This is a genomic window from Flavobacterium sp. W20_MBD1_R3 (genome assembly GCF_052119725.1).
Classification (GTDB): Bacteria; Bacteroidota; Bacteroidia; order Flavobacteriales; family Flavobacteriaceae; genus Flavobacterium.
This window is the reverse complement of record NZ_JBGQOR010000002.1, coordinates 539,081-551,430: the sequence shown is the minus strand read 5'-3', so window position 1 is coordinate 551,430 and position 12,350 is coordinate 539,081. Positions and strand designations below refer to the sequence as shown.

Annotated in this window: 10 protein-coding genes and 1 pseudogene; 6 read left to right on the top strand and 5 right to left on the bottom strand. The window is 35.2% G+C overall.

Annotated elements, in window-relative coordinates:
* Positions 1 to 219 precede the first annotated feature (219 nt).
* Positions 220 to 600: a Dabb family protein gene (locus ACEN2F_RS05475; RefSeq protein WP_441736726.1), complete on the top strand. Its 381-nt coding sequence runs from the start codon at positions 220 to 222 to the stop codon at positions 598 to 600.
* A 344-nt stretch (positions 601 to 944) separates the two neighbouring features.
* On the opposite strand, the gene nhaA is transcribed toward ACEN2F_RS05475, so the two are convergent.
* The gene (nhaA, locus tag ACEN2F_RS05470; RefSeq protein ID WP_441736725.1) at positions 945 to 2,114 is read right to left on the bottom strand and encodes a Na+/H+ antiporter NhaA; all 1,170 of its coding nucleotides are present in this window, start codon (positions 2,112 to 2,114) and stop codon (positions 945 to 947) included.
* Positions 2,115 to 2,260: 146 nt separating this feature from the next.
* On the opposite strand from nhaA, the pseudogene ACEN2F_RS05465 reads away from it, so the two are divergent.
* Both ACEN2F_RS05465 and ACEN2F_RS05460 read left to right on the top strand, forming a co-directional pair.
* Positions 2,261 to 3,199, top strand: a pseudogene (locus ACEN2F_RS05465) (2-hydroxyacid dehydrogenase); the annotation flags it as partial.
* A 457-nt stretch (positions 3,200 to 3,656) separates the two neighbouring features.
* The gene (locus ACEN2F_RS05460) at positions 3,657 to 3,938 is read left to right on the top strand and encodes a TM2 domain-containing protein (RefSeq protein WP_441736724.1); all 282 of its coding nucleotides are present in this window, start codon (positions 3,657 to 3,659) and stop codon (positions 3,936 to 3,938) included.
* Positions 3,939 to 3,992: 54 nt separating this feature from the next.
* Here the strand turns inward: ACEN2F_RS05460 and ACEN2F_RS05455 are convergent, their stop codons facing one another.
* Complete coding sequence (locus tag ACEN2F_RS05455; RefSeq protein ID WP_441736723.1) at positions 3,993 to 5,795, bottom strand: GNAT family N-acyltransferase; 1,803 nt, start codon at positions 5,793 to 5,795, stop codon at positions 3,993 to 3,995.
* Between the two features lie 200 nt (positions 5,796 to 5,995).
* Between ACEN2F_RS05455 and ACEN2F_RS05450 the strand changes: the two genes are divergently transcribed.
* The 3 genes from ACEN2F_RS05450 (at position 5,996) to ACEN2F_RS05440 (ending at position 9,003) form a co-directional block, all read left to right on the top strand.
* Positions 5,996 to 6,757: an exodeoxyribonuclease III gene (locus ACEN2F_RS05450; RefSeq protein WP_441736722.1), complete on the top strand. Its 762-nt coding sequence runs from the start codon at positions 5,996 to 5,998 to the stop codon at positions 6,755 to 6,757.
* A 158-nt stretch (positions 6,758 to 6,915) separates the two neighbouring features.
* A complete protein-coding gene (locus ACEN2F_RS05445; RefSeq protein ID WP_441736721.1) occupies positions 6,916 to 7,857 on the top strand; it encodes an OmpA family protein in 942 nt (313 codons plus the stop codon).
* A 108-nt stretch (positions 7,858 to 7,965) separates the two neighbouring features.
* Positions 7,966 to 9,003: an aldo/keto reductase gene (locus ACEN2F_RS05440; protein WP_441736720.1), complete on the top strand. Its 1,038-nt coding sequence runs from the start codon at positions 7,966 to 7,968 to the stop codon at positions 9,001 to 9,003.
* Between the two features lie 99 nt (positions 9,004 to 9,102).
* On the opposite strand, the gene ACEN2F_RS05435 is transcribed toward ACEN2F_RS05440, so the two are convergent.
* From ACEN2F_RS05435 to ACEN2F_RS05425, 3 genes are all read right to left on the bottom strand, one after another.
* The gene (locus ACEN2F_RS05435; RefSeq protein WP_441736719.1) at positions 9,103 to 11,070 is read right to left on the bottom strand and encodes a transglycosylase domain-containing protein; all 1,968 of its coding nucleotides are present in this window, start codon (positions 11,068 to 11,070) and stop codon (positions 9,103 to 9,105) included.
* 205 nt (positions 11,071 to 11,275) lie between these two features.
* A complete protein-coding gene (locus ACEN2F_RS05430) occupies positions 11,276 to 11,719 on the bottom strand; it encodes a hypothetical protein (RefSeq protein ID WP_441736718.1) in 444 nt (147 codons plus the stop codon).
* Positions 11,720 to 11,762: 43 nt separating this feature from the next.
* Positions 11,763 to 12,167 (bottom strand): hypothetical protein, encoded by a 405-nt coding sequence (locus ACEN2F_RS05425; RefSeq protein WP_441736717.1) that lies wholly within the window; start codon positions 12,165 to 12,167, stop codon positions 11,763 to 11,765.
* Positions 12,168 to 12,350 lie beyond the last annotated feature (183 nt).

The window sequence follows — 12,350 nt, the reverse complement described above, 5'->3', positions numbered from 1 at the left end:
GCTGAACTTGAAATTTATGATGTCATAATTTTACAAAAATAAAATAGGGTAAACGTAGAGATGTGTTGTTAATAACAACATCTTTCTCCACAAATCACTGATGTGCTAATTTTGTGTAAATGTCACTCAATAAGCCTGTTTTTACTCCTACTTCTCAAATAGCAACATTTATTTCCGTTTAAAACACTCAAATAATTCCTATATTTGAAAAAAACTATCATGAAAAAACTATTTTTATTAACCCTTATTTTAATTTCAAGTTATACTATGAACGCACAAAAAAACGAACAAAAACAAGTCCTTAAGCATGTAGTAATGTTCGGGTGGAAACCGGGAACTGATGCTGCAGCAATTGATAAAATAGTTTCTGAATTAGGGAACTTGGAACATAAAATTAATTTAATTAAAGCGTACGAATGGGGAATCAATAACAGTCCTGAAAACCTGAATAATGGTTTGACCCACTGTTTTGTATTGACTTTCAACAGTGAAGCCGATAGGGATGCGTATTTGATTCATCCGGATCACAAAGCTTTTGTGGCTCTTTTGACCCCTGCACCAGATAAAGTCACCGTGGTGGATTATTGGGCAAGCAAGTAAACGGCAAAATCGGACTGCATAGAGAGAAGGTATAGTTCTTATTTATGTTTTTAATATAAATGCAAATGAAAGGAGTCTCCATTTAAAAATCAATGGTAGTATCTAAACTAGATTTGGTGCTCAAGTATGATCTTGGTTAAACAAGGATAGAATGTTTTCAAATAACAGCATCTTGTGTCGTGAAATGTGTAACCAAAACGGAGCTCCAGGAGGATTATCTTATTTATAAAAAGAAGAAATTTCAAAGATAGTTTTGCAATAAGTCATGTAAAATAATTGGCTCCAAGGCATAAAAAAACCTCGTTTAATTGTTCTTTAAACGAGGTTTTTTTAAATATTATAATTTATGCTGTTGCAATTTTTTCTTTTTTAGATTTCTTTTTCAAGATATATTTCAACCAGAAGAAACCCGTTAGACCAGAAACAAAAGAGGCAATAAGAATGGCGATTTTAGAATACGTAATGACCTCTTCACCACTGTCTTTAAAAGCGAGAAGAGTAATAAAAATGGACATCGTAAACCCAATTCCACCCAGCATTCCTGCCCCAATTATTTTTTTCCAATTTAAATCTTTGGGTAAGGTGCAAACTCCTAATGCAACTCCTAAAAAGGAGAATAGCCAGATTCCAAGTGGTTTTCCTACTACAAGTCCCAGCATAATTCCAATGGTGTTCGTGTGATTTAACCCGCCGGACCAATCAGAACCAATAGCGATACTGGTATTGGCAATAGCAAACAGTGGTAAAATCAAAAAAGCAACCGGTTTATGTAAAAAATGCTGTAATTTATAAGATGATGTTTTCTTGCCTCCGTTACCAAACGGAATAACAAAAGCCAATAAAACGCCTGTAATAGTGGCGTGAACACCAGAATTTAGCATAAAATACCACATCGCAGCGCCACCAAGTAAATATGGAATAAGGTTATGAACATTTCTTCTGTTCAAGATAAATAATCCGCCCATAATGGCAAAAGCAATAAATAGATTGGTAAAAGCGATTGTTTTTGTATAAAATATAGCAATTACTAAAATAGCACCTAAGTCGTCAATAACTGCAAGTGCCGTAAGGAATACCTTTAGAGAGGTAGGCACCCGATTTCCTAAAAGGGACAAAACTCCAATTGCAAAGGCAATATCAGTAGCCATTGGGATTCCTGCTCCATTTTGCGTGGCCGTACCAAAATTTAGCAATAAAAAAATTCCTGCTGGAACAATCATTCCGCCTAAAGCACCAAAGATGGGTAAAGCAGCATTTCGAATACTCGACAACTCTCCTTTATAAATTTCCCGCTCTAATTCTAAACCAATCAAAAGAAAGAAGATCGTCATCAAGCCATCGTTGATCCAATGGGTAATAGAATGACTTCCCAGATTGGTTTCCCAAAAAGCAATATAATCAGTTTGAAAGGGGGAATTAGCAAATAGAAGTGAGAGTATCGTGACTAGGAGTAATAAAAGTCCTCCTGCTTTTTCGTTTTCAAAAAAGGCTTTAAATGTTTTTGTTAATCTCATTTTTCATTTTTCATTTCCTATAATTATTAGTATTTGATGATTTATAGGAATCCTGCAAATTTAAGCTTTTGAAAGCAAATTTCCGTTCATAAAACAATAAACCGTGTTTTTTTTGTTAACTTGGACTATTAAAAAATATTATTTTTATGGATATTAAAATTCTGCACCTAGATAGCAACAATTCCTTACTTTGGAATAAATTACAAGAATCTGGATTTATCAATCACAGCGATTTTACTTCCTCAAAAGAAGAAATAGAAGAAAAAATTCATGATTATCAGGGAATTGTGATTCGAAGTCGTTTCAAAATAGACAAAACATTCTTAGATAAGGCCACCAATTTGCAATTTATTGCACGTGTGGGAGCTGGATTAGAAAGCATTGATTGCGAGTATGCCGAATCCAAAAATATTACGCTGATTGCTGCTCCTGAAGGAAATAGAAACGCAGTTGCTGAACATACGTTGGGAATGATTTTATCTCTTTTTAATAAATTAAATCAAGCTGACAGCGAGATACGCTCTGGCCATTGGAACCGTGAAAGTAATCGTGGTCAGGAACTTGATGGTAAAACCGTTGGAATTATTGGTTACGGAAATATGGGAAAATCATTTGCCAAAAAACTCCGTGGTTTTGAGGTACAAGTTTTGTGTTATGACATTCAGGAAAATGTAGGTGATGCTAACGCAAAGCAGGTTTCCTTAGCTGAATTTCAACAAAAAGTGGATGTGGTGAGTTTGCATATTCCGTGGACTCCCGAAACAGATAAAATGATAAATACCACTTTTATCCACGGATTCGCTAAGTCTTTCTGGATCATAAATACCTCTCGGGGTAAGAATATTGTCACGGCTGATTTGGTTGAAGCCATGCAATCCGGAAAAATTCTCGGTGCTGGTTTGGATGTTTTGGAATATGAAAAATTATCTTTTGAAACGCTTTTTAATGATAAAAACACACCAAAAGCTTTTCAATATTTGTTGAAAGCAAAAAATGCAATTCTGACGCCACATATTGCTGGTTGGACGTTCGAAAGCCATGAACGATTGGCCCAAGTAATTGTAGATAAAATTAAAGAAAAGTATTTTGGTCAAGCCAAAGTTGCTGAGCAGGAGCAACGCGTTACAGGAATTGGTGGTTTATTCTTTAAAGCAGAAAATCCAAAACAACTAGTCGCTTGGTACGCAAAACATTTGGGTTTAAAAACGGATGATTATGGTTCCACTTTTTGGTGGAAAGACAACCAAGGAAATGATTGTTCTACCCAATGGTCTCCATTTGCGGATGATACCACTTATTTTGCGCCAAGCGAGAAACAATTCATGCAGAATTTCCGAGTACATGATTTAGAGGGTTTGTTAAAAAAATTATCCTATGAAGGGGTTACTGTTGTAGGCAAAATAGAGACTTTTGAATATGGAAAGTTTTGTTGGATTTTGGATATTGAGGGAAATAAAATCGAACTTTGGGAGCCAATCGATTCAGCATTTCAATAATTTTTATATTTTTAATCACTGAAAAACAACCTAATATAAATTATTTATGCAAAACTCGAAGATTGAAGAATGGAATAATCCGCTACCAGTTCGACAAAACAATAAAAAACTGCCTGCTGGAATTTTAGCGATACTTTTAGGTCTTCTTGCGATTCATAAATTCCTGTTGGGATATACTTCGGAAGGGATTATATGGTTGGTGATTAGTCTTTTTACCTGCGGAACGGTGACGTACATTTTAGGTATTATCGAAGGAATAATTTATCTGACAAAATCTGACGAGGAGTTTTACCAGACTTATCAAGTGGCTAAAAAAGGTTGGTTTTAAAACATAAAAAAAACCCGTTCTTTTTTGGAACGGGTTTTTGATATTTAGTGGTTATTAATCTTCCTTATCTGCTAATTTACGCTCCAGTTCTTTTTGGAATTCCTCCATCACAGGTTTCATGGTGCTTTCCGGAATATCTGCAATTCGGATATACATTAATCCGTCAACGGCATTATTAAAAAGCGGATCAACATTAAAAGCGACCACTTTTGCGTTTTGTTTGATGTATTTTTTGATCAAAACTGGCAAACGCAAACTTCCTGGCTCCAATTCATCGATGATTTTATCAAACTTATTCAAATCGGATTCGGCTTCATCAAAAATGAAATCCTTATCGGCATCTTTTAGTTTGACTTTATAGGCCTTTTTTGGATGAATGTATTGTGCAATATATGGGTCATAATAGTTAGACTTCATGAATTCAATCATCAATGATTTTGAAAAATCTGAAAATTGATTGCTGATACTTACGCCTCCCAATAAAAATTTATGTTCCGGGTAACGCAATGTTGTGTGCATAATTCCTTTCCAAAGCAGGAAAAGAGGCATTGGTTTTTGTTGGTACTCTTTGATGATAAAAGCACGCCCCATTTCTATGGATTTGTGCATCATATCATGTAATTCCGGTTCAAATCGGAACAAATCGTTGAGGTAGAAACCATTTATTCCATACTTTGGATAAATTTCAGAACCCAATCCCATTCGGTACGCGCCGGCAATTTTATTAGCCTCATTATCCCATAAAAAAAGATGATGGTAGTATTTATCATGCTTGTCTAAATCAATAGACTCATTGGTTCCTTCGCCCACTTCTCTGAAAGTGATTTCTCGAAGACGTCCTATTTCATGCAGGATATTTGGAATTTTAGCGGCTTCAGAAAAGAAGACCTCATAGTTTTTACTTTGCAAAAGTCGGCAGTCACTATTTCTGGCGGCATCAACTTCGGCAATCATCTTTTCACTATTGGCCGGAGTGACAATTTTCTTTGGACTTTTAGGGATTTTTAACGTTGGTGTTGGCAAAAATGGACTTTCTTTTTCAAAAGGATTGGCCAGCATGTACGTTTTCTTTCTCAAAAATTCGGAGTATTCCTCTAATGTGGCGTGTTCATTTTGTTCACTTACTGAAATTGGTTTCCCAATGCGTACTTTGATCACACGGCGTTTCTGGCTAAATACCTCGGACGGTAGTTTTGCCGTTCTAAAAGTGCTGCTTATTTTAGAAAGTAAATAAAATAACCTACTGTTTTTAGCATGAAAATAAATGGGAACAACTGGAACTTGTGCTTTTCTAATTACTTTGATAGCGCCTTCTTCCCAAGGTTTGTCCACCATAAGTTTGCCATCTTTATAAGTAGAAACTTCACCTGCAGGAAACATTCCCAATGGTTTTCCATCACTTAAATGGCGCAATGTTTCTTTGATTCCTACCACACTCGATTTAGCATCTTTATGATTTTCAAAAGGATTCACCGGCATGATGTATTTCTTGAGTGGCTCAATGCGATGTAAAAGAAAATTAGCTATAATTTTGAAATTGGGTTCTCTTTCGAGCATTAATTTCAATAATAAAACCCCGTCAATTCCTCCAAGCGGATGGTTTGAAATCGTGATATAAGCACCTTCTTTTGGTAATCGTTTTAAATCCTCTTCTGGGATCTCGAATTTTATTTGTAAATCGTCTAATATTCCATTCAGGAAATCAACCTCTTTCAAATGTTTGTTTCTGTCGTATACTTTGTTTAAAGTAGAGATCTTTAGTACCTTCATCAGCATCCATCCGGAGAACGTACCCAGAACTCCGTACTTATCAGCATTTATTGCTTTTGCAACTTCTTTGGCGGTAACTAAACCCATGAATTTTTTCTTTTTAAAGCAAGAAACAAAGATAGCAAAAAACTCCATTTTCTCTATTTTTCTAAGTCAAACTTGTACTTTTTTGTTACATTTGAAAACCACATACAAACAATTTAATTTTTTTTCGATAAAATAAAAAGATGGGGTCTTGACAACCACACAAACAATAATTTTTCGGAAGATATTCAAAAAATAAATAAATGAGAATTATTTCATACAACGTAAACGGAATTCGAGCCGCTATTTCAAAAGGATTTATTGACTGGTTACAACAAGCAAATCCAGATATTATTTGTCTTCAAGAAATTAAAGCCACCGAAGACCAAATTCCTGTCGATGATATCACAAAAGCAGGTTATCCCTACCAATATTATTATTCGGCAACCAAAAAAGGATACAGCGGCGTGGCGATTCTCTCTAAAATCAAACCCAATAACGTAGTTCACGGAACCGGAATTCAACACATGGATTTTGAAGGAAGAAACCTTCGGGCTGATTTTAATGATTTTTCCGTGATGAGTTTGTACCTGCCATCAGGGACAAATATCGAGCGACTGGATCATAAATTCATGTTTATGGATGATTTTCAAACGTACATTAATGAACTTAAAAAGGAAACGCCAAACCTGATTATTTGCGGCGATTACAACATTTGCCATGAGGCAATTGATATTCATGATCCAATTAGAAATAAAAATACATCCGGATTTTTACCCCAAGAAAGATCATGGCTCGACGGATTCATGAAGTCGGGATTTGTTGATAGTTTTCGTCATTTCAATAGTGAACCGCATCAGTATTCGTGGTGGAGTTACCGCGCCGGAGCCAGAGGAAATAACAAAGGTTGGCGCATTGATTATAATTTAGTCAGCGATACTATAAAACATAAACTCAAAAGAGCCGTTATTTTATCAGATGCCGTACATTCAGATCATTGCCCGATTTTAGTAGAATTAGAGTAACAATCTTAGGAGCTATTTCCCGCTATCCGTTACAATCTTTTCTCTCGTTAAAAAACAAGAGAAAAGGATTTTTACTTCTATCGGGGCTAGGGCATTCACTTATAATTTGATTTTTTGCTTTCAAAACGACAATAAAAATAACAATAAATACTAATAAAATGATTAAAAAAGTTTCCTTAGGATTACTAGTCTTGGCACTTTCAACGTCCTGTGTGTCAAAGAAAATATACAATGATTTAGAAAGTAAGTACGCAGATTCTAAAAAAGAAAACCGAAGCTTAGCTGATGAAAATACTGATTTGATGAAAGCTAAAAATCAGCTGGATTTAGATAGGAACGCATTAACAGCTGATCTTAGTAAATCTAAAACAGAACTGGATAAACTAAAAGCAGATCATGCCGCTGCTCAAAACAAACTTAAAGTTTTGCAGGATTCTTATGATGCTTTAGAAAAAAATAGCGGAAATGCTTTGCAAACTAACATGAAGAAAAATCGTGATTTGCTGGAACAATTAGACGAAAAAGGAAGAGCATTAGCAATTGAACAAGAGCGTTTGAGCAAAAGTGCACAGCGTTTGCAGGAATTAGAAGATTTGATTGCCGCCAAAGAAGCCAATATGAAAAAGCTGAAAGAAACACTTTCTAATGCTTTGAATAGTTTTGAAGGAAAAGGACTTACTGTTGAACAAAAAAACGGAAAAGTTTACGTTTCCATGGAGAATAAGTTACTCTTCAATTCCGGAAGTTGGTCAGTAGGTTCTGAGGGAAAAATGGCCGTTGTCGAATTAGGAAAAGTTTTAGGTGACAATCCGGAAATCTCCGTGCTTATTGAAGGTCATACAGATGATGATACTTATTCCGCTTCTGGACCAATTGCGAATAACTGGGATTTATCAACTAAAAGAGCCACTGCAATTGTAGCGATTTTGAGTGAAAATACAAGAATCAATAAACAAAATCTAACTGCTGCTGGAAGAGGAGAATTTTCGCCTTTAGCCAGTAATGAAACCGCTGAAGGAAAAGCAAAGAATCGTAGAATCGAAATTATTTTAACACCAAGATTAGACGAAATTGCCGAAATGTTGAACGATATCAATTAAAATAACTTTTGAAATAGAATTTCTTGAGCAATCTGAATAGCTAGAGATTAATTAAGCTTTGGCAAATTTTAAAAAATTGCCAAAGCTTTTCATCACAAATTAACTTTAATGAAATACACCACACTACCCAATACTGATATAAAAGTCAGCAAAATTTGCCTTGGAACCATGACTTTTGGACAACAAAACACCGAAGCAGATGGTCATTCCCAAATGGATTATGCCTTAGAAAACGGCGTTAATTTCTTTGATACCGCCGAAATGTATTCGGTCCCCGGGCGCGAGGAAACCTACGGAAGTACAGAAAAAATCCTTGGAACCTGGTTCAAAAAAACAGGTAAAAGAGAAGAAATAGTTTTGGCCTCCAAAATTGCCGGACCCAATCCTATTTTTGGATACATGAGAGAAAAATTAGATTTTTCGCCAGCCAGTCTCAAGTATGCATTGGATAATAGTTTACAACGCTTACAAACTGATTATCTTGATGTGTACCAATTGCATTGGCCAGAACGCAAAACCAATTATTTTGGACAACGCGGTTTCAAAGTCCAAGATGATGCTTGGGAAGATAATATTCACAATGTATTAGAAACATTAGACGGTTTTGTCAAAGAAGGAAAAATTAAACATATTGGACTTTCAAATGAAAATCCTTGGGGAATCATGCGTTTTCTGGAGGAAAGCAAATACAACAATTTACCAAGAGTGAAAACGATTCAAAATCCATATTCGTTATTGAATAGACTTTTTGAAAACGGTTCTGCTGAAATTTGTATGCGAGAAAATGTGGGTTTGTTGGCGTATTCGCCAATGGCTTTTGGGGTTTTGTCCGGTAAATTTCTCGCTGGCGATCCTCATCCAAATGCCAGAATCAATTTGTTTCCACAATATTCCAGATACAACAGCGCACAAAGTACCGAAGCCACTCGCTTGTATCAGGAAATCGCTAAGAAAAATGGATTGACACTAACAGAATTGTCTTTGGCATTCATAGCCCATCAGCCGTTTGTAACCAGCACGATTATTGGCGCCACAACATTGGAACAATTAAAGGAAAATATCGATACTATCCAAGTGTCACTTTCAGATGAAATTTTAAAAGCGATTGATGAAGTGCAAGCCATAATTCCTGATCCGGCACCGTAAATAAAAAATCATTTTTTGTCATTCTAACAAAGGAGGAATCCCGTTATGTGAGATTCCTACTTTGCTGGAATGACAATTTATATTTATAACGTTCAATTATTAAAGATCAAATTCATCATCAACAAATAAGGAATCCACTTTTATTTGCATTGAATCTTGTACTTTGAATTTGATAAAAGATTTAGCAGGTCCTGAAATTAATATGGGTAAGGACTTGTAAATAGTATCTTCTGGGGTCAATAGTCCTCTTCGAAACATAATATTAGTTAAGAACGATTCTTGTTGTACCGCAAAATCTTTCAACATCCCTTGGTCGTTAATTTGATACATGAATTTTTTTGGACTTGGGATAATTCTAGCGAGATACAAGCATTCGTTCAGCGATAATTCCGAAGGTGTTTTTTGGAAATAAAACTGACTTGCTTCGCCAATTCCATATACATTTGGCCCCCATTCGATAATATTAAAATATACTTCGAGCATGCGTTCCTTGCTCACGATTCGATTGTTTTCCAGAATATAAACCAATAAAATCTCTTCCAGTTTACGGGATACTGTTTTCTCCCGACTCAGAAAAACATTTTTCACTAACTGCATGCTGATGGTACTGGCACCGCGGGAGAATTTTTTGGTTTTAATGTTTTTGATGATGGATTGTTTGAAAGCTTCCTTGATAAATCCACGATGCGAAAAGAAAGAAGGATCTTCCGTTGTCAAAACCGATTTTCTTAAATAGGGTGAAATTTGGTCCAGCGGCGTGTAATTTGGATTGAAGGAACCCACTAAAACCGGACGTTGCAACACATTTTTGATAAGTGCCCGATAGACAAATTCGCCATTGAGTTTGTTTAGGTTGGCTTCGCCGTATTTAGTGATTTTTAGATTTTCTTTGTTCAGTTTACTGTCAAAAACCAACTGATTAGGTTTGTTTTGGTTGAAAGCAAAATCCAATTTGTAATCAAAAGTACCGCTGGCTTTCATTCCCTGAAAATGGGAAAATAAACCGTCAGGAAGCGAAGTAATAAAGTCCTGCGCTTTCATTTTTGGAATGTTTACTTTGAGTTTGTAAATCGTATCTTTTGCGGTTTCGTAAGCCAAGTAAGGGTGAAATTTTATTTTATTTAACTGAACTGTTGAACTGCTGTCAATCGAAATAAAATCGGAACCCAATAAAAATCGATAATCAAATCTGGCATTTTGTAGGAGTACATCTTTACTGGCAATTTTTGGATGATTGATTTTTAAATTGGCAATAGCCAAAAATCCATCAATATGCAGTTCGTCGCCGTCTTTATCTATATTTTGAACGTTCAATCGAATGGAGTCAAAGCTTGATTTTAGGTTGAAACGTTCGTCTAAATACGGCATTTTGATGGCGCCTGTGTCTATATTTACAAAACGAATATCCGCTTTTTTATTTCTTGGGTCGGCAAATCCTTTGATTTTCCATCGTTGCGAAATGGTATTGGTTTGAACTTTTATAGAAGTTTCGAGTTGTTTATTGACCAATCTCAGTTTTTGGAAATTGATGTTTGCCTTTTTCCCGTTATCATTGAGTCGAAAAGAAAGATTGTCCAAGATCATATCCGTTGGGACTAAATTCAGTGCTTTTGAAATAATTCTGTAAGCAAACTGAGCGTAATCTCTTTTTTCGTCGCGAATTTCAGTTTGATTGTCTTTTTTTAGAAAAGCATCATAATTTCCCGACTTTCCTTTTTTTACTAACTGGACAAAACCATTCTGCATTTCTAGAGTTCCAAGTTGCAAGTCGCCGGTGATTAATTTCCATAAATTGATACTGGTTTTTAGTTTTTGAATTTTGAAAAGCGTGTCGGCATTTTTTGGAACCAGTATTATTTCGGTAAGATTCAAGCCCGATAATCCGTCAAAAGAAGCTTTTTTTATCGTAAAAGTACTATTGTAATCCACTTCCATTTCATGGGAAACTTTTGCGATAGTCTGTTGTAAAACCGCATCACGAAACATATAAAAACCAGTAACAAAGAGAGCAAATAGTACAAAAAGTATTTTTGCAGCTAAAAATATTTTTTGTTTTCGGGTTTTCATAAACAGTTTAATAAATAAAAGAATCTAAAATACGAGGCGTTTGGAATATTGGACATAAAGAAACGGAAAATAATACTAAAGGAAAGTTTTTTATAATTTTCTTTAGAATTTTGATTGGAGAAAATGATTGTTGTTCCATTTTAGGACATAAAAAAACTACAACATAACTGCGTTGTAGTTTGAGAGTTTCTTAGGAGTTGCGGTATTAGCTATTGGGTTCCGGTTTTTTATATTCCATAGGATTGTAGTAGCGTCTTACTTTTTCCACAATTTGGTTCAACGTCATTTTGTCTGCTGTTTCCACGGCTTTTAGTTTTCCGGGTTCAATTAAATGATCTTTCATTAATTTTTGTTCCAGTTTCGTTTTGGTTTGAGCCGGACCAAAAACAATAAGTTCATCCGATTTTTTGACATACGAAAGAACTGATTTTATAAAGTAATTGAGTTGTTCTTCTTTTCGAGCCTCAAATTGTGATTCGTTAGTGCTATGATGGTCACCGCTGGAGAAAGTGCCTTTGTTGCCTTCCCTGTTGTGATACACGTCGTTTTCAACTTCAGAATCTATTTCGGTAATTTTTTCTGTGTCACCATCAAGAGCAACAATAATTGCTTTTGAAGAATCTATCCAAATGCCAGTTTGTCTTTTCATGTCTTTGCTGTTTTAAAATTAATGTAGATTGTTTTATTCGGCTTTATTGCAATAGAATCGCGCTTAGTTGACTTATTAAAACGTGTTCTGATTTGTTTTTTCCTGAAAATGATGAAGCCACGGCGTTGGCTGTTTTTAGAATAAGGGCATTAATTTCTGGAGTGAACAAGTGTTGGTGCTCTGCTCTGAAAATTTTAAAGTCGGGAATCGCTTGTTCCAATTCCCATTCATTGGCGACAAGCCAGTCAAAAACAATTTCGATTTCATAAGCGGTATCATCCCCAAATTCATTAAAACTGTTTTCCAGCGGAAGCCATTCTGTCTTTATAATTTGTTTCAGTTTCTCAATTTCTTCTTTGCGAATGGTTTTGTCTATGGCCGCGATAGAGTAGAACACTTTGCCTAAGTGTTCGTATAAATGTGTCATAGTTTGGTGTGAAGGTTTCATTTTATTTTCGTAACGTATTGTAAAACATAAAGTTACAAAAAATAATGAATTCCTTTGCTGCTTTTCCTTTTTAATTGAAATAAACGTGAATTTTAAAAAAATATAATTATTTGATTTTCAGTTTTTAACAAAAAAAAGAGGAAGTCTTTTTTAGTGACTTCCTCTTTTTTGCAGCGGTAGAAA

Bases quoted from the DNA above. Each gene is read 5' to 3' on its own strand.
- ACEN2F_RS05475 (WP_441736726.1), top strand. From the start codon at position 220: ATGAAAAAACTATTTTTATTAACCCTTATTTTAATTTCAAGTTATACT.
- nhaA (WP_441736725.1), bottom strand. From the start codon at position 2,114: ATGAGATTAACAAAAACATTTAAAGCCTTTTTTGAAAACGAAAAAGCA.
- ACEN2F_RS05460 (WP_441736724.1), top strand. From the start codon at position 3,657: ATGCAAAACTCGAAGATTGAAGAATGGAATAATCCGCTACCAGTTCGA.
- ACEN2F_RS05455 (WP_441736723.1), bottom strand. From the start codon at position 5,795: ATGGGTTTAGTTACCGCCAAAGAAGTTGCAAAAGCAATAAATGCTGAT.
- ACEN2F_RS05450 (WP_441736722.1), top strand. From the start codon at position 5,996: ATGAGAATTATTTCATACAACGTAAACGGAATTCGAGCCGCTATTTCA.
- ACEN2F_RS05445 (WP_441736721.1), top strand. From the start codon at position 6,916: ATGATTAAAAAAGTTTCCTTAGGATTACTAGTCTTGGCACTTTCAACG.
- ACEN2F_RS05440 (WP_441736720.1), top strand. From the start codon at position 7,966: ATGAAATACACCACACTACCCAATACTGATATAAAAGTCAGCAAAATT.
- ACEN2F_RS05435 (WP_441736719.1), bottom strand. From the start codon at position 11,070: ATGAAAACCCGAAAACAAAAAATATTTTTAGCTGCAAAAATACTTTTT.
- ACEN2F_RS05430 (WP_441736718.1), bottom strand. From the start codon at position 11,719: ATGAAAAGACAAACTGGCATTTGGATAGATTCTTCAAAAGCAATTATT.
- ACEN2F_RS05425 (WP_441736717.1), bottom strand. From the start codon at position 12,167: ATGAAACCTTCACACCAAACTATGACACATTTATACGAACACTTAGGC.